The sequence below is a fragment of the Thermopolyspora sp. NPDC052614 genome (genome assembly GCF_040678635.1).
Classification (GTDB): domain Bacteria; phylum Actinomycetota; class Actinomycetes; order Streptosporangiales; family Streptosporangiaceae; genus Thermopolyspora.
Map to the genome: position 1 here is coordinate 122087 of NZ_JBFATZ010000003.1, position 23220 is coordinate 145306.

At 71.1% G+C, this 23220-nt stretch carries 29 protein-coding genes; 13 read left to right on the plus strand and 16 right to left on the minus strand.

The features are described from left to right. Positions 1 to 6: 6 nt before the first annotated feature. The 12 genes from AB0K60_RS07140 to AB0K60_RS07195 form a co-directional block, all read right to left on the minus strand. Positions 7 to 186 (minus strand): hypothetical protein, encoded by a 180-nt coding sequence (locus AB0K60_RS07140; RefSeq protein WP_364049533.1) that lies wholly within the window; start codon positions 184 to 186, stop codon positions 7 to 9. Further along, on the minus strand, positions 183 to 323 hold the full coding sequence (locus tag AB0K60_RS07145) for a hypothetical protein (protein ID WP_364049535.1): 141 nt from the start codon (positions 321 to 323) through the stop codon (positions 183 to 185). The genes AB0K60_RS07140 and AB0K60_RS07145 overlap by 4 nt, the downstream gene beginning before the upstream one ends. Beyond that, positions 320 to 490 (minus strand): hypothetical protein, encoded by a 171-nt coding sequence (locus AB0K60_RS07150; RefSeq protein ID WP_364049537.1) that lies wholly within the window; start codon positions 488 to 490, stop codon positions 320 to 322. Before AB0K60_RS07150 ends, AB0K60_RS07145 begins: the two co-directional genes overlap by 4 nt. Next, a complete protein-coding gene (locus tag AB0K60_RS07155; protein WP_364049539.1) occupies positions 487 to 618 on the minus strand; it encodes a hypothetical protein in 132 nt (43 codons plus the stop codon). The genes AB0K60_RS07150 and AB0K60_RS07155 overlap by 4 nt, the downstream gene beginning before the upstream one ends. Then, complete coding sequence (locus AB0K60_RS07160) at positions 615 to 977, minus strand: hypothetical protein (protein WP_364049541.1); 363 nt, start codon at positions 975 to 977, stop codon at positions 615 to 617. The genes AB0K60_RS07155 and AB0K60_RS07160 overlap by 4 nt, the downstream gene beginning before the upstream one ends. Then, positions 974 to 2242 carry an RNase adapter RapZ gene (locus AB0K60_RS07165; protein WP_364049543.1) on the minus strand — a complete coding sequence of 423 codons (1269 nt, stop codon included), beginning with the start codon at positions 2240 to 2242 and terminating at the stop codon, positions 974 to 976. Before AB0K60_RS07165 ends, AB0K60_RS07160 begins: the two co-directional genes overlap by 4 nt. A gap of 124 nt (positions 2243 to 2366) precedes the next feature. Then, the gene (locus AB0K60_RS07170; protein ID WP_364049545.1) at positions 2367 to 2663 is read right to left on the minus strand and encodes a hypothetical protein; all 297 of its coding nucleotides are present in this window, start codon (positions 2661 to 2663) and stop codon (positions 2367 to 2369) included. Between the two features lie 111 nt (positions 2664 to 2774). Then, the gene (locus AB0K60_RS07175; protein ID WP_364049547.1) at positions 2775 to 2972 is read right to left on the minus strand and encodes a hypothetical protein; all 198 of its coding nucleotides are present in this window, start codon (positions 2970 to 2972) and stop codon (positions 2775 to 2777) included. Beyond that, positions 2963 to 3124: a hypothetical protein gene (locus AB0K60_RS07180; RefSeq protein WP_364049549.1), complete on the minus strand. Its 162-nt coding sequence runs from the start codon at positions 3122 to 3124 to the stop codon at positions 2963 to 2965. Before AB0K60_RS07180 ends, AB0K60_RS07175 begins: the two co-directional genes overlap by 10 nt. A gap of 151 nt (positions 3125 to 3275) precedes the next feature. After that, entirely contained in the window at positions 3276 to 3419 is a 144-nt protein-coding gene (locus AB0K60_RS07185) for a hypothetical protein (protein ID WP_364049551.1), read from the minus strand. Continuing rightward, the gene (locus AB0K60_RS07190) at positions 3416 to 3568 is read right to left on the minus strand and encodes a hypothetical protein (protein WP_364049553.1); all 153 of its coding nucleotides are present in this window, start codon (positions 3566 to 3568) and stop codon (positions 3416 to 3418) included. Before AB0K60_RS07190 ends, AB0K60_RS07185 begins: the two co-directional genes overlap by 4 nt. A 121-nt stretch (positions 3569 to 3689) precedes the next feature. After that, the gene (locus AB0K60_RS07195) at positions 3690 to 3911 is read right to left on the minus strand and encodes a helix-turn-helix domain-containing protein (RefSeq protein ID WP_364049555.1); all 222 of its coding nucleotides are present in this window, start codon (positions 3909 to 3911) and stop codon (positions 3690 to 3692) included. 179 nt (positions 3912 to 4090) lie between these two features. Between AB0K60_RS07195 and AB0K60_RS07200 the strand changes: the two genes are divergently transcribed. Continuing rightward, complete coding sequence (locus AB0K60_RS07200; RefSeq protein WP_364049557.1) at positions 4091 to 4873, plus strand: GntR family transcriptional regulator; 783 nt, start codon at positions 4091 to 4093, stop codon at positions 4871 to 4873. Between the two features lie 387 nt (positions 4874 to 5260). Further along, positions 5261 to 5743 (plus strand): hypothetical protein, encoded by a 483-nt coding sequence (locus tag AB0K60_RS07205; RefSeq protein WP_364049559.1) that lies wholly within the window; start codon positions 5261 to 5263, stop codon positions 5741 to 5743. A 688-nt stretch (positions 5744 to 6431) separates the two neighbouring features. On the opposite strand, the gene AB0K60_RS07210 is transcribed toward AB0K60_RS07205, so the two are convergent. Next, positions 6432 to 6806, minus strand: coding sequence for a hypothetical protein (locus AB0K60_RS07210; protein WP_364049561.1), 375 nt, complete (start codon positions 6804 to 6806; stop codon positions 6432 to 6434). 753 nt (positions 6807 to 7559) lie between these two features. On the opposite strand from AB0K60_RS07210, the gene AB0K60_RS07215 reads away from it, so the two are divergent. Then, on the plus strand, positions 7560 to 7775 hold the full coding sequence (locus tag AB0K60_RS07215) for a hypothetical protein (RefSeq protein ID WP_364049563.1): 216 nt from the start codon (positions 7560 to 7562) through the stop codon (positions 7773 to 7775). Beyond that, positions 7772 to 8572: a hypothetical protein gene (locus AB0K60_RS07220; RefSeq protein WP_364049565.1), complete on the plus strand. Its 801-nt coding sequence runs from the start codon at positions 7772 to 7774 to the stop codon at positions 8570 to 8572. The genes AB0K60_RS07215 and AB0K60_RS07220 overlap by 4 nt, the downstream gene beginning before the upstream one ends. Positions 8573 to 8735: 163 nt before the next feature. On the opposite strand, the gene AB0K60_RS07225 is transcribed toward AB0K60_RS07220, so the two are convergent. Together AB0K60_RS07225 and AB0K60_RS07230 are read right to left on the minus strand one after the other, a co-directional pair. Beyond that, positions 8736 to 8948, minus strand: coding sequence for an NUDIX domain-containing protein (locus AB0K60_RS07225; RefSeq protein ID WP_364049567.1), 213 nt, complete (start codon positions 8946 to 8948; stop codon positions 8736 to 8738). A 113-nt stretch (positions 8949 to 9061) separates the two neighbouring features. Beyond that, positions 9062 to 9709, minus strand: a complete 648-nt coding sequence (locus AB0K60_RS07230) for a TetR/AcrR family transcriptional regulator C-terminal domain-containing protein (protein WP_364049569.1) — start codon at positions 9707 to 9709, stop codon at positions 9062 to 9064. Positions 9710 to 10387: 678 nt separating this feature from the next. On the opposite strand from AB0K60_RS07230, the gene AB0K60_RS07235 reads away from it, so the two are divergent. Continuing rightward, positions 10388 to 11464 carry a lipocalin family protein gene (locus AB0K60_RS07235; protein WP_364049571.1) on the plus strand — a complete coding sequence of 359 codons (1077 nt, stop codon included), beginning with the start codon at positions 10388 to 10390 and terminating at the stop codon, positions 11462 to 11464. Positions 11465 to 11677: 213 nt separating this feature from the next. Here AB0K60_RS07235 and AB0K60_RS07240 read toward each other — a convergent pair whose 3' ends face one another. Further along, positions 11678 to 12322 carry a helix-turn-helix domain-containing protein gene (locus tag AB0K60_RS07240; RefSeq protein ID WP_364049573.1) on the minus strand — a complete coding sequence of 215 codons (645 nt, stop codon included), beginning with the start codon at positions 12320 to 12322 and terminating at the stop codon, positions 11678 to 11680. Between the two features lie 84 nt (positions 12323 to 12406). On the opposite strand from AB0K60_RS07240, the gene AB0K60_RS07245 reads away from it, so the two are divergent. The 8 genes from AB0K60_RS07245 (at position 12407) to AB0K60_RS07280 (ending at position 23187) form a co-directional block, all read left to right on the plus strand. Continuing rightward, a complete protein-coding gene (locus tag AB0K60_RS07245; RefSeq protein WP_364049575.1) occupies positions 12407 to 13393 on the plus strand; it encodes an ABC transporter permease in 987 nt (328 codons plus the stop codon). After that, positions 13393 to 15183, plus strand: coding sequence for a dipeptide/oligopeptide/nickel ABC transporter permease/ATP-binding protein (locus tag AB0K60_RS07250; protein ID WP_364049577.1), 1791 nt, complete (start codon positions 13393 to 13395; stop codon positions 15181 to 15183). The genes AB0K60_RS07245 and AB0K60_RS07250 overlap by 1 nt, the downstream gene beginning before the upstream one ends. An 8-nt stretch (positions 15184 to 15191) precedes the next feature. Further along, complete coding sequence (locus AB0K60_RS07255; RefSeq protein WP_364049579.1) at positions 15192 to 16139, plus strand: ABC transporter ATP-binding protein; 948 nt, start codon at positions 15192 to 15194, stop codon at positions 16137 to 16139. After that, positions 16139 to 17686 carry an ABC transporter substrate-binding protein gene (locus AB0K60_RS07260; protein ID WP_364049581.1) on the plus strand — a complete coding sequence of 516 codons (1548 nt, stop codon included), beginning with the start codon at positions 16139 to 16141 and terminating at the stop codon, positions 17684 to 17686. Before AB0K60_RS07255 ends, AB0K60_RS07260 begins: the two co-directional genes overlap by 1 nt. Further along, entirely contained in the window at positions 17683 to 18543 is an 861-nt protein-coding gene (locus AB0K60_RS07265) for an alpha/beta hydrolase (protein ID WP_364049583.1), read from the plus strand. The genes AB0K60_RS07260 and AB0K60_RS07265 overlap by 4 nt, the downstream gene beginning before the upstream one ends. Then, positions 18543 to 18791 carry an ACT domain-containing protein gene (locus AB0K60_RS07270; protein ID WP_364049585.1) on the plus strand — a complete coding sequence of 83 codons (249 nt, stop codon included), beginning with the start codon at positions 18543 to 18545 and terminating at the stop codon, positions 18789 to 18791. The genes AB0K60_RS07265 and AB0K60_RS07270 overlap by 1 nt, the downstream gene beginning before the upstream one ends. A gap of 108 nt (positions 18792 to 18899) precedes the next feature. Beyond that, positions 18900 to 19901, plus strand: coding sequence for a Glu/Leu/Phe/Val dehydrogenase dimerization domain-containing protein (locus AB0K60_RS07275; protein ID WP_364049587.1), 1002 nt, complete (start codon positions 18900 to 18902; stop codon positions 19899 to 19901). Then, a complete protein-coding gene (locus AB0K60_RS07280; RefSeq protein ID WP_364049589.1) occupies positions 19885 to 23187 on the plus strand; it encodes an indolepyruvate ferredoxin oxidoreductase family protein in 3303 nt (1100 codons plus the stop codon). Before AB0K60_RS07275 ends, AB0K60_RS07280 begins: the two co-directional genes overlap by 17 nt. Positions 23188 to 23220: the final 33 nt, after the last annotated feature.

Here is a 23220-nt window from a genome sequence, read left to right on the forward strand (position 1 = left end):
CTCCTCCTAGATGTGGATGCGGAATCGGGTGTCGGGCTCGACGCCGCCGAAGTCGCCGTCGTGCGTGCGGATGTACACGCCGCCGTCGATCGGGTCGCGGAAGGTGTCGGTGACCTCGTCCCCGTTGGCGAACTTGTCGCCGGGGCGGACCTGGGTGGCCTTGACGGTCCGGTACTTGCTGCTCACCGGTCCTCCTTCGGCTTGCTGGTCTGGATGGGGCGGCGGGCCTGCTCGGCGGTACGCGCCCGGTCCTTGGGCGAGTAGAGGGGCTGCACGTCATCGGGCGGGGCGTCGCGTCCGGTGCGGACGCTCTCGGCGCTCATGCCGCGCCCCTGAACTCGTTGTCCAGGTCCGCGGCGTACGTGGTGCCGCACGGGCACCAGAACGCGACCGGTCCGCCGGAGAGGGCGTGGCCGTTCGGGCAGGTCGGACATGGCCTGCAGGACCTGGCGGCCGCACCCTTGTCGCGGGGGTCGATGGTCGTGGTCACCGCCGCACCCCCTGCTGGTCGGCGTTGCGGGGGTCGGTCGCGGCGGCCTTCGCGTCGCGCTCGTTGGCCTCGCGGAGGTCCTCGGCGAGGCGCTCCATGGCGATCTCGTAGTACGTCCGGTCGCTCATCGGGGCATCACCCCTGGGCGGGCTGGCCCCCGGCCGGTCAGCCAGCGGGTGAGGTCGTCGGCGAGGTCGCCGGCGCGCCGGCGGCGCTCCCCCAGCGGGAAGTGCCGGTCGTTGACCCCGTCGAAGTCGCCGTAGCGGAGCGCGGCCAGGATCTCCTGGTCGATCCGGCGCACCGCCGCGACGCCCCCGGCCCGGTCGATGCCGTCGAGCACCCAGCCGATGACCTGCTCGGCGGTGTGCCGCCCGGTCGCCGGCATGGGGGAGAAGCACAGGGCGGTGGCGAACTCGCCGAAGGTCAGGGCCAGGATCACGTCCGGCACGGTGTCGGCGTCGGTGGCGAGGTCGAGGCTCGCGGTCACGACCGGCCCTCCGCCTGGTCACCGCCGTCGGCGGCGGTGCCGGGGATGCCGCCGGAGTCGGCGGGGTCGGCGGGCAGCCAGGTCCACACCTCCACCCGGACGTCGCCGACGCTCCCGGCGGCCAGCCACGCCCCGCCCGGCCGGCCGGTAGCGTAGGGCTGCCAGCGCAGGGTCAGGCCCAGCTCCGCCGCCCACCACTCCACCGCTGCGGCACGGACGGCGTCACCGGCGGAGTGGACGCGGATCTGGCCCGACAGGCCCCAGCGGTCGCTGATCTGCCAGTCGGCCGCCGGCCTGTCGGCCTCCAGCAGCCCGCCCAGCACCGCGACGGCCGCACGCAGCGCCTCGCACCCGGCACCGGACCCGCCGGATTCGCCGGTGTCCGTCTCGTCTCCGCCGGGCCGGTCCCCATCGGTCCCGGCGGCGGGGGCGCCGCTCAGATAGGTCCACACGCGGACCGGCACACCCCCGGCGTCCGCCTGAACACTGAAGTCCCCGCCCTCGCAGCTGACGTGGATGTCGGGCGTCCACCGCGCGATGCCGCCCAGGGCCGCGGCCCAGGCCCGTATCCGCGTGGTCCGCTCGCCCTCGCCGGCCCGCCAGGTACCGATCTGCGCCGTCAGCTCGCCCGGGCATGCCTCGCTGACGCGCCAGTGCGCGACGGGCAGATCGGCCTGGAGCAGACCGGCCAGCACCCGCACCGCCGCCAGCTGCGCCACGCGCACCGGCCCCGCCTCCGCGGCGGTCTCCGTGACGGCCTCCGCTTGGGCCGGTGGCATCGGTGCCGGCGAGGCGGGCCGGATGACGGGCTTGGCCACATCGCGGTGGCACGCCCGGGCGGCGATGCCGAGCCCGGTCAGGCGGTCGGTGATGGCCTGGGCGAGCGCGACGCTGCGGTGCCGCCCGCCCGCGCAGCCCACCGCGATCCGCACCGGACCCGACCGGCCGTCGGTGCCGGTGCCGGTGTCGGCGGTGCCGGTCAGCAGGTCGCGGGCGAACGCCACGACGGCCTCGACGGTGCCGGCCGCCCCGGGGGTGTCCAGCACGTGCCGGGCCACCACCGCGTCCAGCCCGGTCAGATGACGCATCGCCGGGTCGTGGTGCGGGTTGCGCAGGTACCGGCGCGCGTCGATGGTCAGCTCCGCCTCCGGGGCCGGGCCGTGCCCATACCCGAACGAGGTCACCACCACCCTCGCGGCGCCGGGGCCCTCGCGGGGCTCCGCCCGCCGCTGGGGCGGCGGGGCACAGCCGTGATCGGTCATCATGGATGAGCTCCTTTTCCTGGAGTAAGGGGCGGCCCTCGTGTCTTGGCGGATCGGGGGCCGCCCCGCCTTGCGCGCCCGCCCGGGGCTCGAACCCGGGTGCCTGCCGGCCGGGCCGGTGCGACGGCTACAGGACGAGCTCGCCCCCGCCGTCCAACCGGACGGCCACCGGGCAGCGGCACGCCCCGAAGCAGGAGGCGCCGCACGTGTGGCACTGCACGCAGTACGGCGAGCCGCCGCAGCCGCAGCAGTGCTCCGGGACGCGGTAGCCGGACCCGTCACAGCCGTCGCAGGTGTAACCGCCGCCGTCCTCACCGCCCTCGCAGCCGCACTCCCGCGGCCCCTCGCGGCAGATGTCGCACGGGACGCAGACAGGGCAGGCCTCATCGGGCGTGCAGTCGCATCCGGCTTCGTCGGTGGCCATGCGGCCCTCCTTTGTGACTGGGGAATCGGTCGCTGTCGTCCGTGCCCGCCCGGGACTCGCACCCGGGTGTCTGCCGGCCGGGCTGTCGTGGCCAGGTGGACTCGACGTCCCCTAGCGCCACTGGTGGTTTCCGGACCTGCGGCCGTACTCGCCGTCGGCGATCATCTGCATGGCCTCGGCCGCGTTGCCCCGGTGCCGGTCAGCCGCCCAGGTGTGCCCGAGCTCGGCACGGCCGGCGGCCTTGGCGGTCTCCTCGCGCGCGATGCGCTCCAGGTCCTGGCGCCGGTACTCACCGGGGATCAACGGCACGTCCCCTCCTTGACCGGCTCGCCCGGCATCGGCTTGCTGGTCTGCAGCGGACGCCGCGCCTGCCGCGCGCTGATGGCCCGGCCCGAGGGCGAGTACAGCCGCTGGGCCCGGCCGGTGTCGGCGCCGGCGGGCCACCGCCGCCTGCCGCTCACCTCTCACCGTCCCGCCGCCGGTCCTGACCGTTACGCGGATCGCTCCGCGCCAGGGCCGCATCCCGCTGGTTCATCCGCACGATGCGCACCGCCAGGCGCTCCATGTCCCGCTCGTGATCGGTCTGATCGTGATCGGTCCGACCCACCCCGATCACCCCGCCTTCGGCGGCCGGGCCGGCAGCCGCACCGGCGGCCTCGGCTCCGCGGGCGGCTTCGGCCTGCCCTGCCCGCCCCGCCGGGTCTCGTTGTAGGCGATCAGGTCCTGCACGTAGCCCTGCACGTCCTCGCGGGTCACCGCTGGCCTCCCTTGCGGCAGCGGGTGCATCCGGGGCTGGTGCAGCGGGTGCCGGTGTCGATGACGGGCCGGGTGAGGCCGGGCTTGCCGCTGGGGGTGATCGCTTGCTTGACGGCGGCCAGCGTGGCCTTGATCTGGGCGGGGGTCATCTGCCACCCCCACGGGAGCGCAGGGTCGTAAACTGCATGGCGGACTCGTCCTCTCTGCAGGGGGTCGGTCTGTCTGGGTCCGCCTGGTGCCGGAATCACTGGGCGGACCCGTTTTCTTGATTCACGTGGTGCTCACGTTGGCGGGGGCTTGGGGAATGCCCATGAGGGCGTACACCTCGGAGCGGAGAAAGAGCGTTCGCCCACCGCCGGGGGTCTTCCGCTGGGTGAGTTTCCCGGTGCGCCCCCACCGCCTGGCGGTGTCGATGTCGACACCGCACAACTCCGCGACCTCTTCCGGGGTCATCAGTGGAGAGTGGCCGCCGACGGCGTAGGCGGCGCTCATATAGACACCTCCAATCGAAATCGGACATGACATGACACGGGATGTGACCGCCCAGCAACATTTCGCAAGGCGTCGTACGACAAAGCATCGTACGACGCTTAGGGTCTGTCAAGTAATTCGTCGTACGACGCATGTATGTCGGCCAAATTGGCGTACGACACTTGGGGTAGCGTGGAGATATGTCTCCTGAAGCACACACAGGACCCGCAGCACGCATAGTCCAGGACCTGCGGGAAGCCATCATCGAAGGGCGGATCGCGCCCGGCGCGAAACTCCCTCCCGTGCGCAGCCTCGCCGATCAGTACGGCGTCTCACGCAACACCGCCGTGAAGGCCGTCGCCCAGCTGCGCGGTGAAGGCCTGATCGTCACCCGCTACGGCAGCGGTGCCTATGTCCGGGATGCCCACCCGGTGCGCCGGCTAGGGCCCGACCGGTATGCCCGATCTCGCTGGGCCAACGTGACCGTCGAGGTGCACGCCGACGACCGCTCGGCAAGCGAGGCCACGCGACAGCAGGGCGGCCAGACGCAGGAGGTCTCCTTGGTGGAGGCCGACGAGCGGACGGCCGCCGCGCTCGGCGTCGAGGTCGGCGCGATGGTATACGAGCGGGCGCGGGTGATGACCCGCGAGGGGGTGCCCACGCACACCATGACCAGCTACTACCGAGTGGAGGATGTCGAGGGCACACCGATCGTCGACCCCCGACCGGGCATTGCCGGGCAGGCGGGCGGGTTCGCGATCCTGACCGACCGCGGTTTGGTGCCAGACGAGATTACGGAGGATCTGTTCGCGCGGATGCCGACGGCCGATGAGGCGGATCTCTTGGAGCTCCCGCCCGGTGAGCCGGTGGTGGAGCTGCACCGTGTCACGCGGACGGCGGAGGGCCGGGCGATTGAATATGCCAGGGGCGTGCATGCTGCGTCCCGGTTCGCCTGGTCCTATACGTTCAAGATCCCTGATTGAGTGGACGTAGAGCCTGGCACGGCTCGGGAGCACGTGCCAGGCTCGGCCTACACCCAGCCATCGAGGAGAGACCAGACACCGCCTGTGCTAAATGCGTGCGCAACTTCATGTTGCTTGGATGAGCTCTTACCCTTTCACCTGCGCAAACGGAAGCCGCAAATCTCTGACTTCTAATCCGACGGTCGCAGGTTCGAATCCTGCAGGGCGCGCTTTCACGACCAGGCCGATCATGCGGCTGACCTGGGACAACGCCAAATTCTCCGCATCGCACGTGTGCCAGGGGTTGCCACTGACGGCACGCGAGCGCCAGCAGCGGCGGAATATACGCGGAATGGCCGCGGCGGCCCCTGCGGTGAGGCCGACCGACGCCTCGCGTGCGGACGCCCGATGAGCGCCGCGGTGGTGGCCGAGCCCACCGATGGCACGGTGCCCGAATCGGGGGGCATCCTCGAGCCCTCTCACCGGCCCTACGCGCGCGGGCACATCCAGATGCCCAAGAGCCTGCTCCGCTCTCCCGATCACAGTGCGCTCGCGGTGGTCGTGTGGGCGTACTACGAGACGCTAACCGTGCCCCGGATAGAGGGGGGTGTGCGCGGTCCGCGACGGGTGGCCCAAATCCGGCGTGGCGTGGTCGCCGACGCGCTGGGCGTCAGCGACAAGGCGCTGGACCGGGCCCGTCGCGAACTGTTCCATCAAGACGTACCAGGCGGTGCGTGGCTGTCGCGGTCGCGCCCTCGGGGATTCCAGCGCTCGGTGCTGCATTCGGTGCTCCGGTTGCCCGGCAGGACCGGTGAGCCGTACGCCAGGGTGCCCAACTGGACTTTGGATCTTGTGCATGGCGGGCGCGGCCGCGCACCCCGCAGGCGGTGAGCCGGGCCGCCACTGCGGTCTATAAGCGGGCCATCCCCCAGGCGCTGACGGTGGGCATCCCCGAGCACGGGCGGGACGGGTACTCGCGGCGATCGCCACCGAACTGGAGGTGCGCACCCCAGTGCGCCACCGGAGATTCCCTCTACGGGGCACTCGCATGTGCGACTTCCTCACGTCCGGACAGCTTCCCCCGGAAAGCCGCCGTCTCAGGCATGGCTGGAGGCGATCCGACGCGCGACTACAACTCGGCCCGCGCGATGCTGAACCATCGCGACCCGAACTGCCGCCCCACAACCTCAGACGATCAGAATGCCGACCGGGATGGTGGCTGATGGCCCCACCATGCGTTCCAGCCTCTGCAGACTCCCACGACCGTACGCCCGACGCTGTCTATACTCCGCGGACCTGCCGTTCGCCCTCCTGATCGCCGAGGTCGGGTGACGGTGCTGGCTATGGAGCCGCGGCCGCGTGAGCGGCCCGGTAGCGGCGCCGGGCCGCCAGCAGGGCGGCTTTGCGTTGCTGGTCTGGATCCGGCGTCGCGGGAGGGGTGTAGGGCATGCGCAGGTAGGCGCAGATCACTTTGACGATCGTCTGCCGGTGGCCGGGGTTGTTTTGGGCCAGGCGTTCCAGGGCGTACAGGCTGGCCAGACGTACGGCGGCCTTGTCGTGGCCGAGCTGTTTGGCGGCCTTAGTGTACAGGGCGGTCCCGGCGTTCGGTGGCGTCGTGGGTGGTGTGCGCGGCGGTGATCTCCTGGTGGCGCTGGCGGCGGAAGGCCAGGCCCAGTGTGATGGCGGCGCCTACGCCGGCGCCGGCGGCCAGCGCGGTGCGCAGGACCTCCCCCCGCGCGCTGCCCGCCCCGGGGCTGGGCTGTCCGGCCGGTCCGGTGGCCTGACCGGCCAGGTCGGTCAGTAGCCACCACAGGGTGCCGCCCACGGCGGCGCCGACCAGGAGCACGGCCAGCAGAATCCACCAGGCTGCGGCCCGCGGGGTGGGCAAGGGCGGCGGAACGAAGACCGAAGCGGCCCGAGGACGGGCGGGGCGGCGGCGGGGAAGCAACGGCACGACTACATTCCAGCGGCCCGCAGCCCGGATCCGGCGGGGCTGCATCTGATCGTTATCGCGGTACACCGTGCAACTTCGGTGAAGACCGTGGTGCCGTTGCGCCCTAGTTCGACAAGACCAGCGACGTCGACGGCTCACTGCGGGGGTCGTAAGTCGTTGGCCACCTGCTCGAGTCGCCAACTGCAGGGACCAGCCTCTCCCTGGGGCTCCGCCGGAAATGACAATGAGCGGAGGGCGATGCCTCCGCTCACGTCCAGAGGGGCCCGGTGGCAGGCGGGCACCTCTTGGGGCGCGTCCCGATGTTCTTGTCGTGTTCCAGTCGAGCAAGGGATGCCGGTACGCACTCCGCCTCACGATGATCTAAAGCTCCGTGAAGGCGATGTCTAAGAGTATGCAGGCACTTGATGTGTACTAGCGAGTAGCTTTTACAGGATGAGACAGCAATTGACGACCATGAACACATTCAGTTGATCCGTTTACAGGGTTGCACTGGAAAGACCATGACCCGACTTTGCGAATGCCTGGTGTAAATCGCTTACGGTTTGCCCAGATCTGGAAATGATTCGTTACGGCTTTGCATCCGGAGGCTAGGCAGGCCACTATTGGTATAGCGGGGTGAGGCTTCCGTGACGGGTCGGCTGTGGCAGGTCGGCCCGTCGTCATACGCGGACCTGTCTGCCCCGGACGTGTTCCAGTCGCACAAGGGAGGGGCCGACGGGCCGCTCCCTTGTGCCTTACGCCAAGGGATGCCTGATGAAGCTCGCCTTCAAGGCGGAAATCAGCCCGCCGCCGTGGCTGTTTCCTGTGGCCCATACCGTCGCGACCGGCGGCGGTTTGGCCTACTTGCAAATCGCTCACCAGTCGACGGCCGTCACGACCGCGATCGTGTTCGCCATCGGTGTGTCTTATGGCCGCCTGTTGAACGCCTGGCGTGGCCGTTCGCCCTCCGCGACCCGGAAACGGTCATGAACGGCATCGGCGGCGGTGCTGCCTTGCCTGGACCGGGCGACGGTGGCGGAGCCGACAACGTCCCCACATTCGAGGCCGCTCTGAAGGCCCTCATCGATCTTCAGACCAGGGGCCGTGACTGGCAGAGCTACCTCTGGCCCCCTGGAACCAGTAGGACCGTTCTACGGCAAGCGCTTGACGCCACCCGTCAACTCCCCTCATGGCGTGCGGTACACACCCTCCTGAATCAGCTCGGCGCGCCCGAGTCGAGCCTCATCGCCTTTCACGCCGCATACGAACGGGCCAAGCTCTACCGCCCGTGGTCAGAGACCGTCCGCGTCAACGTGAGTGACGCCGACCAGGCGGGCACCCTCGTCATCAACAACACCGGTGGCACGATCAATATCCAGCCCGAACGCCGCCTCCCGCGGCGGTCGGAACGAGTCCCTGAGCCCGTGATCGAGGACGCGTCCGGATACGATCTCAAGCCGGATCCGTTCACCGCCCAGACCATCTCCGAGTTGGAAGACCTGGCTCGGGAGTTTTGGCGGTGGGCCGGTGCACCCTCCTCCCGACGAATCGCTGATTATTCCCGGGGCGCGTTCTCACACGCCACCATCTCAAAGATCATCTATGACAGGGCGGATAAACCGGCGCTCAAGATGCACTACCTGCTTGGGCTGATCAGGGGATGCGGCGGCGACGCCGAAGAGCAGGCGCGGTGGATCACCGCCTGGAGGCTTTTAAACCGTGCCGGGACCATCACCGCGCGCGATCAGAGGCCGGCGATCAGGGCTCTGCCGTCCCAGGCCGGATGATCTGACTCTGCGTGGGGCGCAGGTACCTGCGCCCCACGCAGACACACCGGAGTGAGAACCTTCTCCACATCGCCAAGGGCGCGCCTGAGCAGGCGCACCCTTCCGCTGTTGCCGAAGGCTCCACCGGCGGCGAAAACTTGGTCGCCGCCGCGCCCGTAAGCGGCTACTTCTGCGACTCCTCGCGTCGACGACGATGCGGGTTCAGCGAGGCCGGTACGTCAAGGCGGGCGATGGACTCGCCGGGCTCGACCTCGCCCGCAATGAAAGTCCAGGGCGGTTTTCCGTCGTGGCGTCGCCCCACCAGCACGCCGCGCTCGCATGTGACGATCGCAGCGATGACGGGTGGCCGTTCGGGTTTAGTGGCTTCCTCTGGCACGTGCTCGATCTCCTCTGCAGGGTTGTTGCGCCGTGAGGCCTCAGCCTGCCGCCGCCGCTACGCCCCGTGCCACTCGGCCGAGGGCCGGGATTTCACCGGGTGCGCCGCGTCCGTCAAGACGGGTTGTGGGAAACGTGCCGGGCGGCGAGGCCGTCGAGAACGATGCCGAGGTGGCGTTCGAACCTCTGATCACCGTCATCGCGAAGGTGCCCGGCGGCCTTGACCAGCGGTGCGTGCTCGCCCAGCCGGGCGTCGCGTTCGGCGAGCGAGTACCGCGTGGGATCGGCGTCGGCTGACTGGAGCCGTTCCTGTTCCTCGATGACGAAGCCGACGACGAACGCGACAACCAGGTCTATCGCGTCGTCCGCCTCCTGGAGGGTGAGCCCCTCGTCCGTCCAGTGCCGGTACCAGGACTCCTTTACGCGCATCAGCCCTTCGGGATCGGTCAGCCGCGCGCCGCTGAAGATGCGGGCACCGTCGCGGTGGCGCAGGTACTCGGCGCGGAGCGCGCGAGCGTACGTGGCCAGATCTTCGCGCCAGCCCGAACTGGGAGTCGGCAGCACATCCATGATCCGGCGCAGGACCGTGGTGCTCATCTCGTCGAGCAGTTCCTGCTTGTTACGCAGATGCCAGTACAGGGCAGGCGCGCGGACGTTGAGGCGCTCCGCGAGCGCGCGGACGGTGACGCTCTCGATGCCCTGCTCGTCGAGCAGCTCGAATGCGGCGGCCACGACCTTCTCGCGCGTTATCCCCTTCGACATGTTGACAACTTATCAAAGTTAAGGCACGCTGGTCAAAGTCAACTTAACTTAGATAAGGAGCTTCCGTGTCGAACACCGACCCGGCCCACCGAGGGCGAACATCCCGTTGGGCCCACCAGCGTCTCGCCACGTCCGGCGCTCGTAGCGCGCACGGTTTCGCGCCGGCGACGGGGCTTCATCTCGTCGACCCCGTACCCGAGGCGTAGTGGTCCCGGACTGACATGAGGCATCGTGGCTGCAATGCCCCGGGCAGGTACGGCTGAGCACCCCTGAGTCTCAGCAGGTGTCCGGAGTCGTGGCGAGACCGGCCGGACCTTGTGCGACATCCTGTACGACCACGTCCGCGACAAGGATTCGCCGGTGGCGGCACCGGATCACTCAGGCCGCATCGCCGCGCGGAAGATCGAGCTCGCCGCGCTACGTCTTCGGGAGTTGATCGCGGCTCCGGCGGCGAACCGGACCGGACACGACAACCACGACATGCTGCTTGCCGTCGGGCCGGCACGCAGCATCCGACGGCTCACGTTCAGCCGACTCCTGCGTGAAAATCGGCCACTCCTGCGGGGGCATGGTCCAGGCGCGCCCGGTCTTCCGCCTGCCGCCGGACCATCCCGCATACCTGTCTGACGCGTATTCCACGCAGTTTTTCCGACAAATAGTCGCGACATCCCATCACATGTGGAGGTTCCGTTGCGGAGAGCAACCGGTATCAAACTGACCGTCGCCCTGACGGCGCTGCTCGCCTCGACCTTCGTGCCGACCGGCGCCCAAGCGGCCGGCGACACGAACCGTGACAGGCCGGTCACCACGGCGGGTAACGGGATTCCGGCAATGGTTGACCCGAACGCGGATCTGGCAGCCAAAACCCCGGGGCCGGAGACCCGCTGGGCCGACTCCATCTACTTCACCAGTCAGGTGAAGGCCGGCGGGCACGACATGGGGTTGCTGGTGCACACCATCAACGTCCCCAAGGGGTTCGGACGGCTGGTGTCGTTCGCCGTCACCGACGTGACCGCCGGCTGGTACAAGAACTACATGCTTGCCGTCGATCCGGAGGACTACAAATGGAGCACCACCGGCCTTGACATCTCGGCGCCCGGCCTGAGGTGGACCGGCAACGCGGAGAAGATGTCGGTGTCGCTCGACGTGCCGTGGGGCTCCCTCGACGTCACGCTCACCTCACGGGGACCGGTCCTGAACTACGGCGGCACCGGAGTGTTCCCCATCCTCGGCGACACCAACTACGAGTACGCCTTCCCGGACATGCGGACGACCGGCACCCTGACCATCGACGGCAAGACCCAGCGAGTGACCGGCCGGTCCTGGCTGGATCGCCAATGGGGACCGACCCCGGACGACCCGAGCCTGCGCTGGACATGGATGAATCTCAACCTGCCCAACGGCGACGCCGTGGCCATCTGGGACGCTCGCAGCGACAAGGGCGAGAACAGCTTCGCCACGGTCATGCGTCGCGACGGCTCTCACGAAGTGGTGGCGGTTGAGCCGGTTGAGAAGCATGCGGACAAGTTCTGGACGAGCCCCGTGAGCGGGCAGAAGTACCCGACCCGTTGGCGGATCAACATCCCCGCGCTCTCGACCCGCCTCACCGTCACCATCACCGGCACCGTCGACCAGGAATTCGCCCAGGGCGAGAACGGTCGCCTTGAAGCCACCGCCGCCTTCACCGGCACCTACAAGAACACCAAGGTCAGCGGGAAGAACTATGTCGAGATGATCAGCGACTGGAGGCCCTGACCCCTGGCACGGCACCGGGCGCCATCCCCTCGGCCGGGCGTGGGGATGGCGCCCGTTCCGCCGCGAGCCCGGCGGCGGGTCGAGGCCGCTCTCCCGCGTGTCCCGATCGCCCATGGGCGGCGACCGCAGCGCGGCGAGCCTCGTGCGGGCCGCACCGTCCGTGAAGAGACCCCGGCTCGGTGGTGCCGAGCAGGGGTTTGTTCGTATGACGCCTCAGTGACTCGTCCGGTCTGGCGGTCGTGCCGTGGATCCCTGGTCCGAGGCGAGTGAGGTCAGCGCCAGGCAGGACCGGCGGGCGAGTTCGAAGGCCTCGGGCATCGCCACCTGGCGCAGCCCGAAGCCGGTGAGGAAGGACTTGAGCGCTTTGGCGATCGCCAGGCTCTGCTCGGCCGTGGTCCGCTCGGAGGGCCGGGCGGGGTCGATGACCCGGTTCACCAGGACCGCGGCCAGCCGCTCGATCTCGTCGTCGAGGGTCTTGGTGAGTTTCTTCAGCAGCCGGTCGTCTTCGATGGCGGCCAGGATGACGCGGAGTTCGAAGGCGGTCTGGGCCTTGGAGTCGTCTCCGTACGTGGCGAACCAGGCGGCGACGTAGCGGTCGATGACCTCGGCCAGGGATGGCTCGGGGTCGTGCAGGGGCTCCAGCAGGACGTCGACGCGGGAGATGTCGTCCGCGAGGAGGGAGACGAGCAGGTCGCTCTTGCTGCCGAAGATCGAGTAGATCGCCCCCGTCGTGAGGTCGGCCGCCGCGGCGATGGCCTCGACTGAGACGTCCGCACCGTCACGGGCCAGCAGCGTGCGAGCCGCGTCGAGCAGGGCTCGCCGGTTGGCTTCTCGCGCTTCGGTCCGGGTGAGTCGCACGGTCCTCCTTCTGTTCATTGACAGTTTCCCATAACCAGATTACCGTAACCGGATTATTACGATAATGAAGTTACGGGAACTGCCGTGAGCACAGCAACACACGCGGGCGTGGGCCGGTTCACCGCGCATCCACGCATGGCGTTCGCCGCCAGGCGTCTGCGCCGGTTCGTCCTGTCGCTGCTGGCTCTGGTCACCGCGTCGTTCGCGATGATCCACCTGGTGCCGGGCGATCCGGTGCGGGCCGCGCTCGGCCCGAGTGCGCCGCAGGATCTGGTGGAGCGGACCCGTGCGACGCTGGGGCTGGACCGGCCGCTGGCCGACCAGTACCTCTCCTACCTGCGGGGCGTGTTCTCGGGAGACCTCGGCACCTCGATCATGTCGCGGGAGCCGGTCGGCGTCGTGCTGGAGCAGCGGCTTCCGGCGACGGCCGGCCTTGCGGGGGCGGCTCTCGCGCTGACCCTGGCGGTCGGGATACCGCTGGGGATGGCGGCCGGGGTGCTGGGCCGCGACGGCCGGCGACCGGGATCGGATTTCGCGTTCACCGTGGTCACCGGCCTGTTCAGCGCGCTTCCCGAGTTCCTGCTGGCCGTCGGTCTCGTGTACGCCCTGGCCGTGTCGCTGGGGTGGTTCCCGGTGGCCGGGGGCACGGGGCCCGGCGCGTACGTGCTGCCGGTGCTCTCGCTGGCCGTCGGGCCCGCCGCCGTGATCGCACGGCTGATGCGGGTCGAGACCCGGCGGGCCCTGCGCGAGGACTATGTCCGTACGGCGCGGAGCAAACGGCTCCGACGCCGGGTGATCTACCTGAGACACGTGTTGCCCAACGTGCTCACCGCCACGCTGACGGTCAGCGGGCTGCTGCTGGGCGGGCTGATCGCGGGCACCGTGGTGGTGGAGAACGTCTTCGCCTGGCCCGGCGTCGGCGGGGCCATCGTCACCGCGATCACCGGCAAGGACTACGCGCTGGTGCAGGGGTTCGTGCTCGTCTACGGGGCCGCGATCCTGACCGTGAACCTGCTCGTCGATCTCGCGATCGCCGCCATCGACCCGCGATCAAGCATCCTGGAGCGCTGATGGGGCCGATGAGAAGGGCGCTGCTCGTCCTCATCCCGCTCTTCCTCGTCCTCGCCGTGGTCGGGCCGGTGCCGGCCGGGCCCGCCGCCGACCGGACCGACGTCGCGGGACTCCTGCAGGGTCCCTCCTCCCAGCATTGGTTGGGCACGGACCATCTGGGCCGCGACATCCTGGCGCAGATCATCGTCGCCTCGCGCCTGTCGCTCGGTTCGGCGGTCGCCGCGACCGCCATCGCCGCCGTCGCCGGGATCGCGCTCGGCGGCGCGTCACTCGCCCGGCGGGTCGGCCCGCTGTTCACCGCCATGCTCAACGTTCTGGTCGCCTTCCCCTCCCTGCTGCTCGCGATCTTCTTCGCGGTCATCTTCGGCGTCGGAACCCGCGGCGCGGTGCTGGCGGTCGGCCTGGCCATGGCGCCGTCCTTCGGCCGCCTCACCCAGACGCTCGGCGCCTCGGTGATGGCCAGTGACTACGTGAGCGCGGCCCGGCTTCTCGGGTTGCGGCACAGCCGGGTGCTGATCGGGTACGTGCTGCCGAACGTGGCCGGGCCGCTGCTGCTCGGCCTCGCCTTCGCGGCGGGCAACGCGCTGGTGGTGATGTCCGGTCTGTCCTTCCTCGGCCTCGGCGTGCAGCCGCCCGAGTACGACTGGGGTCAACTGCTGCAGTCCGGCCTCAGCCAGATTTACACCGCGCCGGCCGCCGCGCTCGGGCCGGCCCTCGCGATCATGCTGGCCGGCATGACGTTCAGCATGGTGGGCGAACACGGCGCGGAGGCGTCGTCCGGCGTCCGGCGTGCCCTGCGGGCCACCGCCCGAGGCGACCGCCGCCCCGTGCCCGCCGTACCGGAAGAGACGACCGTGGCCGAGGCGCGCGGGCTGAGGGTCGCCTTCCCGGATGCCGCCGGCCGCCCGGTCACCGTCGTCGACGGCGTCGATTTGTCCATCGGCAAGGGCGAACGCGTCGGGCTGGTCGGCGAGTCCGGTTCCGGAAAGAGCGTCACCGCACTCGCCCTGGCCGGGCTCGTCCCCCATCCCGGCGTGGTGACGGCGGACAGCCTCTCGGTCGCGAAGGTCGACGTCCTGGACGTACGGCGAAGCGACCGGGACCTGAAAGGCCGCGTGGCCATGGTCTTCCAGGACCCCACCCGCGCGATGAACCCGGTGCTGCGGGTCGGCACACAGATCGCGGAGGCGTCGGCCGGGCGCGACGTCGTCGAAGCGCTGCGCGCGCTGAAGGTCGCCAGTCCCGCGCTGCGGGCCCGGCAGTATCCGCACCAGTTGTCCGGCGGGACCCTCCAGCGGGCCATGATCGCGATGGCGCTGGCGGCGGAGCCGGACCTGCTCATCGCGGACGAGCCGACGACCGCGCTGGACATGACCGTGCAACGGGCCACGCTGCGGGTCCTGCGGGAGGCGGTCACCGCGTCGGGTTCCGCGCTGCTGTTCATCTCGCACGACATCGCCGTCGTCTCGGGCATGTGCGAGCGCCTGATCGTCATGTACGCGGGAGGCGTCGTCGAGGACCTGCCGGTCCGGCTGCTGCCCGGCGGCGCGGCCCACCCCTACACCGCGGCGCTGCTGGCGACGCTGCCGAGCCTCGACGCCGATCGCGCGGCGCCCCTCCCGGTGATTCCCGGCTCGCTGCCCGCGGCCGGGTCCGCCGGACCGGGCTGCGCCTTCGCGCCGCGCTGCCCCCGAGCCACGGACCGCTGCCTGAGCGAGCGGCCCCCCTTGGCGGACCTGTCGCCGGGGCATCGGGCCGCCTGCTGGCATCCCCTGGAAGGCGTCGCATGATGAACGGCTTGACGGTCGACGACCTCACGGTCGCCTTCGGGCACGGCAGGAACCGCCTGGTGGCGGTGGACCGGGTGAGCCTCGGCGTCCCGCACGGCGCGGCGCTCGGCGTGGTGGGCGAGTCCGGGTCGGGGAAATCGACGCTCGGCCGGGCCATCGCCGGTCTGGTCGCCCCCGCCGGCGGTGAGATCCGGCTCGACGGCCGCCTCCTGCCGCCCCGCCGCTCGCGCTCGGACCTGCGCCGGATCCAGCTCGCGTTCCAGAACGCGGGCGGCTCGCTGAGTCCGCGGATGCCGGTCGCGCGGATCCTCGGCGACGCGGTCGCGGCTGCGGGCGTCCCCCGGGAGCGGCGCCGCGACCGCGTCGACGAGCTCCTGGAGGCGGTCCAGCTTCCGACGACGCTCCGCGACGCCCTCCCCGGGCGGCTCTCCGGCGGCCAGCGGCAGCGGGTCGCCCTGGCCCGCGCGCTGGCGAGCGAGCCGGAGTTCCTGATCTGTGACGAGGTCACGTCGGCGCTGGACGTCTCGGCGCGCGGCGCGATGCTCAACCTGCTGATCCGGCTGCGACGCCAGTACGGCTGGGGCCTGATCTTCATCTCACACGACATCGCGGCCGTACGGCAGGTGAGCGACGACATCGCCGTCATGTACCTGGGCCGGACGCTCGAACTGGGCCCCGGTGAGGCCGTCGTCGCCGCGCCGCGGCACCCGTACACGCGGACCCTCATCGAGGCGATCCCGGTGCTGGGCGAGGCACCGGCGGGCCCGCCGGACGATGTCGATCCCCCCGATCCCCGGCACCCGCCCACCGGCTGCCCCTTCCACACGCGCTGCCCGCTGAGGCCGCGCGCCGAGCCGGCGGGCGCCCGCTGCGTCACCGACGAGCCGACGCCGATCACCCGTGGCCTCCCGCATCACGCGGCGTGTCATTTCCCCCCACCTCTGGAGCGCACCTGATGTCATCCCCCCGTCGAACGGCGGCCGCCCTGGCGCTGGTGGCCGTGACCACCGCGGCCACCGGCTGCTCGGCCCAGTCACCGGCCGCCCCGAGCCGGACCGGCGACGCCGCACAGGTCTTCACCCTCGCTCTCAACGCCGACCCCGGCGGCCTCGACCCGCACGCCAGCCCGCTGGGCGTGGTCCAGCAGCTCGCCCTGTTCCTCTACGACCCGCTGATCCATCAGGACGGCGAGGCGTTCTCGTCGGGCCTGGCCGACAAGTGGAGCCAGGACGGCACGGTGGTCCGGTTCCACATCCGTCCGGGCGTGACCTGCTCCGACGGCAAGCCGCTCACCGCCGAGACCGTGGCGGCGAATCTCAACTACGTGGCGGATCCCAAGAACGGCTCGCCGCTCGCCGACCTCACCATCCCGGCCGGTTCGAAGGCGACCGCCGACGCCGCCGCCTCCGAGGTGGAACTGATCACCCCGGAGCCCGCCGCCTTCGTCCTGCACGGCGTCGCCAACCTGCCGATCGTCTGCGACCGCGGGCTCGCCGACCGCAAGCTGCTGACCCAGGGGGCCGACGGCACCGGGCCGTACGTGCTCGACTCCAGCGTGTCCGGCTCCACTTACACCCTGTCCCTGCGCTCCGGCTACGGCTGGGGGCCCGGCGGGGCGACCACGGCCACGGCGGGGCTGCCCGCCAAGGTGACCGTCAACGTCGTCACCAACGAGACCACCACGGCGAACCTGCTGCTGAACGGCGGTCTTCAGGCGGGCGTCGTCGCCGGGCCCGACGTGCGCCGCCTGCAGGCGGCCAAGCTCACCCGCCACAGCACGCAATCGGTGTACGGCGAGCTGTTCTTCAACCAGTCGGCCGACTCGCCGGTCCGCCCGCAGGCCATCCGCCGCGGCCTGGTCCAGGCGCTGAACCTGACCGAGCTCCGGACGGTCTCCACCTCCGGGCTGGGCTCCGCGCCGGAGCGGCTGACCGGATCCAGCCCGTGCAAGCAGTCGACCGTGCCGGGCAACCTCCCGGCCCAGGACGTCGCGGCGGCGAAGGCGGCGCTGGCGCCGCTGAGCGGCAGGGAACTCACCTTGCGCTACATGTCGAAGCTGGGTCCGGCCGCCGCCGCGGCGGTGCAACTCGCCATCAAGCAGTGGGCGGCCGCGGGCGTGACGGTGAAGGCACACGGTGAGACCGACGCCCAGCTGCTCACCTCCGTGTTCCAGTCCGGGAACTTCGACATCGCCTGGGTGCCGATCGACGGGCAGAACCCGGCCCAGACGCGGGCCTATTTCTCCGGGCCGCCACCGGCGGAGGGCGGCAGCAACTTCGCGCACATCCAGAACGGCGCCTACGACGGCGCCGCGGCCAAGGCCGCCGCGCTCGCCGGCACCGCGGGCTGCGACCTGTGGGCGAGGGCGGATTCCGCCCTGGTCGCGGGCCTCGACGTCGTTCCGTTCGCGAACGTGGACTACTCGTTGTGGAGCCCGGCCTCGGTGTCGTTCGAGACCGGCTACTACGGCGTCCTGCCGTTGAGCGTCCGGATGCGCGCATGACCCCGCGGACGATGCGGCTGTCCGACGGTCGCAGGCTCGCCTGGTACGAGTTCGGCGACCCGGATGGGGTGCCCTGCCTCTACATCGCGGGCACCCCCGAGTCCGGGCTCGCCGGTGGCTGTTATCACCTCGCGGCGGCGAAGGCCGGCGTGCGGTGGATCTGCGTGGACAAGCCGGGCTACGGCCGGTCCGACCCCTGCCCGCGGCGGACCCTCGCCCGGTGGGCGGCCGACGTCGAGGAGTTCGCCGCTCACCTCGGCCTGGAGCGGTTCGCGGTGGCGGGCGAGTCCGGCGGCGGCCCGCACGCCCTCGCGGTGAGCCATGCCCTGCCCGCCGCCGTGACCCTGACGGTTCTGCTCGCCGCGATGGGGCCGGGCCACGAGCCCTGGGTACGCAAAGGGATGCGCCCGACGAACGTGATGTTTCACTACCTGGCGCGCTACCTGCCCGCCGGGTTGCGCGTTCCGCTCGCCGTGATGCGGTGGGCCCTGCGGGTGCCCGCGATGGCCGGGCTGATGGCGCGGGGAGGACCGGCGGCGGATCGGGAGGCCGCGGCCGATCCCGACTACCGGATTCGTCACCTCGCCGTGCCCGACGCGTTCCGCGCCGGGACCCGGGCCGCCGCCGACGAACTCCGGCTGCTGGCCAGCCCGTGGGGATTCGACCTGGGGGACGTGACCGGGCCGGTGCACATGTGGCATGGGGACCAGGACGTCAACGTGCCCATCGCGGTGGCCCGCGCCATGGCGGCCGCGCTGCCGTCCTGCGTCCCGCATTTCGTGCCCGGCGCGGCGCACGCCGTCGGGTTCGAGCAGCGGGAGGCGGTCATGGCGACCATCGCCGGGCAGGTGCCGTGATGCGGGCCGGCGAATCGGCGATCACGGTGTCGGCCGTCCGTCCTCTCGACGCCCTGCTCCGGGTCACCTTGGCCGCCCGCCGCCGTAGCGGCGTACGGGTCACCGCCGTGAGCCTGCGGGCGGCTCCGCCGTACGGCCGAAGCGAGATCGAGCTGCGGGTGCAGGCCGCCGACCGCGACGTCGAGCTGCTCTGCGACCGGTTGCGGCGCCTGGTGGACGTGCTCGCCGTCTCGGTGGCGACGCGATGACACGGGCGTTTTCCGCGGTTCCGCTGCCGGTGCCGGCCGACATCGTCGAATTGAGACAAGTGAGGAAATGACATGTTCTCGCATGAGGAAGTCGTCATTCGGGCAGGCTTGCGCACGGGACTTCCGGTGATCGTCGCCGTGCACTCCACCAGGCTGGGCCAGGCCGTCGGCGGCTGCCGCGTCAACCACTACGCCGACTGGCGGGACGGCCTGACCGACGCGCTCCGGCTGTCCCAGGCCATGACGTACAAATGCGCGATCGCCGGTCTGGACAACGGCGGCGGCAAGACGGTGGTGGCGCTGCCGCCCGGACATGTCCCGGGCGACCGCCGCGACCTGCTGTACGACGTGGCCGACGTGGTGCACTCCCTCAACGGGCTCTACGCGACCGCTCCCGACGTCGGCACCGGCCCCGAGGACATGGCGGTCATCAAGCAGAGAACGCCGCACGTCTTCTGCACCCCCGCCGAGGTCGGCGGCAGCGGGGACTCCTCGCCGGGGACGGCCGCGGGAGTGATGGCCGCGCTGGGCGCGGTCTGCGATCACCTGGGCAAGAGCGGGCTCAAGGGCCGGCGGGTGGGCCTGCTGGGGCTCGGCCACGTCGGCGCGCATCTCGCCCGGATGCTGGCCGCCGAGGGGGCCGAGCTCCTGGTCGCCGACATCGACCCGGCCAAGCGGGGGCTGGCCGACGAGATCGGCGCCACCTGGCTCGGCCCGGACGAGGTCGTCACCGCCGAGCTCGACATCCTCGTCCCGGCCGCGCTGGGCGGGCTGCTCACCGAGGAGCTCGTGCCGAGCCTGCGCTGCGCGGCCGTCGCCGGACCCGCCAACAACCAGATCGCCGACCCGTCGGTCGCCCGGATGCTGCACGACAAGGGCGTCCTGTGGGCGCCCGACGACATCGTCAGCGCGGGCGGCGCCATCTACGCCCACGCCATCGAGCTGCGCGGGGAGACCCCGGAGCAGGCCAGAGCCCGGGTGGCGGGAATCGCCGACACCCTGGCACGGGTGCTCGACAACGCCGAGCGGGCCGGCGAGAGCCCCTACTTCGTCGCGCAGGAGCTCGTCCGCGCACGGCTGGAAGGGGCGGGCCATGGCCTCGCTCACTGACAAGTACACCCGGAGCGACGGCCGGGCGCTGATGACCGGGATCCAGGCTTTGGTACGGCTGACGCTGGAGCAACGCCGCCTGGACGAGGAGCGGGGGCTCGACACCCGGGTCTTCGTCAGCGGCTACCGGGGATCCCCGCTCGGCGGGGTCGACGTGGAGTTCGAACGGGCGGCCCACCTGCTCGAACCCGCCGGCGTGGTGTTCAAGGCCGGGCTGAACGAGGAACTGGCGGCGACCGCCGTCGCGGGCACGCAACTGCTGGCCCGCGTGCCGGGGCGACGCCACGAGGCGGTGACCGGGTTCTGGTACGGCAAGAACCCGGGCCTGGACCGGGCGGCGGACGCCCTACGGCATGGCATGCTCGCGGGCACCGACCCGCTGGGCGGCGCGGTGGCCTGGATCGGCGACGACCCCGCGTGCAAGTCGTCGACGGTGCCGAGCTCGTGCGAGCAGATGTGCCAGAGCCTGTCGATGCCTCTGCTCGCGCCCGGCACGGTCGGCGAGGTCATCGAGCTGGGGCTGCACGCCGTCGCGATGTCCCGGGCCAGCGGTCTGTGGGTGGGCCTGAAGATGCTCACCGATGTCGCCGACGGCTCGGCCACCGTGGACCTGGCCGGGCTGGGTGCGGGGATCCCGCTGCCCGACCGTGATCGGGCGCTGTCGCCGGGGTCGGGCGCGGCGGCGGTGGAGGCCGAGTACGACATGCGGACCCGCCGCCTGGGCCTGGCCCTCGCCTACGGCCGGGCGGCCGGGTTGAACCGCGTCGTCTCCGATCCGGAGGGCGCCACGCTGGGGATCGTCGCGCCCGGCGGCGCCTTTCCGGTGGTTCTGCGCGCGCTGGCCGATCTTGGCCTGGACGCGGAGCCGTACCGGCTGATCAAGCTGTCCATGCCCTTCCCGCTGTCCGACGAGGAGCTGGTGGAGCTGACCGCCGACCTGACGCGGGTGCTGGTGGTGGAGGACAAGGTGAGCTTCGTCGAGGCGCGCCTGAAGGAGGCGCTCTACCGGCGTCCCGGCGCGCCCGAGGTGATCGGCCGCGAGTTGCTGACCGCGCGCGGCACGCTCGGCGCGGACGACGTGGCCCGGGCGCTGACCGTCCTGACCGGCCGCGCGGCCCCGGCCCCGGCCTCGCAACCGCTCGTACGGCGTTCGCTGCCCCTGGTGGCGGCCAGGGCCCCGTTCTTCTGCTCGGGTTGCCCGCACAACATCTCCACCCGCACCGACGACACGACCCTGGTCGGGGTGGGCATCGGCTGCCACTCGATGGTCGCCCTGGACGGCAAGGGCCGGGGCACCCAGATCGGGTTGACCCAGATGGGCGGCGAGGGCGCGCAGTGGTTCGGGATCGCGCCCTTCACCGACGACCGCCACTTCGTGCAGAACCTGGGCGACGGCACCTTCCACCACTCCGGATCCCTGGCGATCCGGGCGGCGGTCGACGCGGGCGTCACGATGACCTACAAGCTGCTCTACAACGACGCGGTGGCGATGACGGGCGGCCAGCGGGTGGAGGGCCGCCTGGACGTGCCGGCGCTGACCAGGTGGCTGGCGCTCGAAGGGGTCACCAAGGTCGTCATCACCACCCCGGAGCCCGGCGCCTATCGGGGCGTCCGGCTGGATCCGATCGCGACCGTGCGGCACCGCGACGACTTCGCCGAGGCGGAGCGGGAGCTCGCCGCGCTGAGCGGGGTCACCGTGCTCATCCACGACGACCGGTGCGCGGCGGAGGAGCGGCGCCTGCGCAAACGGGGCAGGCTGCCCGCGCCGAAGGAGCGGGTGGCGATCAACGAGCGGGTCTGTGAAGGGTGCGGCGACTGCGCCGAGAAGTCGACCTGCCTGTCGGTGCATCCCACCGCGAACGGCAAGACCCGCATCCATCAGCCGTCCTGCAACTCCGACCTGAGCTGTCTCAAAGGCGACTGCCCGTCCTTCCTTCTGGTGACGCCGGGACGCAGGAAGAAGAAGGAGCTCCCGGTCGTGCCGGCGGATCTCCCCGATCCGGTACGGCGGTTCGCCGACGTGCTGATCCGGATGCCCGGCATCGGCGGTACCGGCGTGGTGACGGCGTCGCAGATCCTCCAGATGGCCGCCGCTCTCGACGGCCTGCACGCCGCAGGGGTGGACCAGACCGGTCTGGCCCAGAAGGGCGGGCCGGTCATCAGCGATGTGCGGATCTCCGCCAAGCCCATCACGGGGGCGGTCAGGGCGTCGCAGCGCAGCGTCGACGTGCTGCTGGCCTTCGATCTGATCGGGGCCGCCGGCGAGGTGAACCTGAGCACGGCCCGGCCCGGCCACACGGTCGCCGTGGTCAACACCGCTCTGGTGCCCACGCTCGGCATGGTGACCCACCGGGCGCCCCTTCCGGCCTCCCCGGCGGACGCGTTGGAGCGCATCGAGTCGGTGGCCGAGACGTTCCGCCTGGACGCGCTCGGGCTGGCCGAGAAACTGTTCGGCGACCACATGCCCGCCAACATGATCCTGGTCGGCGCGGCCTTCCAGTACGGCTGCCTGCCGCTGACCGCGGACGCGATCGAGGAGGCCATCCGGCTCAACGGCGCCGCGGTGGAGACGAACCTCGCCGCGTTCCGCAGTGGGCGCGCCTGCGTCGTCAGTCCTCCGGCCGCGGAGGAGGTCAAGCCCGCGGAGCCCTTGGGCATGGCCGCGTGGATCGACGACCTGACCGGCTACCAGAGCCCGGCCTACGCCCGCCGCTTCGCCGAGGCGGTTTCGCGGGCGGAGGCCGCCGTCGAGGGCAAGGTCGACTCGGAGACCGCCACGGAGATCGTGACGGCGTACGCCAGGAACCTGCACCGGCTCATGGCGTACAAGGACGAGTATGAGGTCGCCCGCCTCCACTTGGACCCCACGGAGCGGGCTCGCGTGGTGGCCGAGCACGGGCCGGGCGCCAAGGTCGCCGTGCTGCTGCATCCGCCCGTGCTGCGCGCGCTCGGCATGAAGCGCAAGATCAGGCTTCGCCGTACGGCGGGACCGCTGTTCAGAGTGCTACGGGCGGCCAGGAGGCTTCGCGGGACGCCGTTCGACGTCTTCGGCTTCACGCGGGTCCGCCGGGTGGAGCGGGAGCTCATCGAGGAGTACCGGCTCCTGATGACGAACGCCTTCGCGCATCTCGCCCCCGACACGGCCACGCAGGTGCTCGCGATCGCCGAGTTGCCGGAGCGGATCCGCGGCTACGAGGAGATCAAACTCGCCCGTGTCGCGGAATTTCGTGAAGAAGCCGCTCGGGCACTCGCCCAACTTGAGGAGATCCGCATGGTGTGCGGCTGACGGCGAACGCGTGTGGCGACCGCGTCCGTCTGC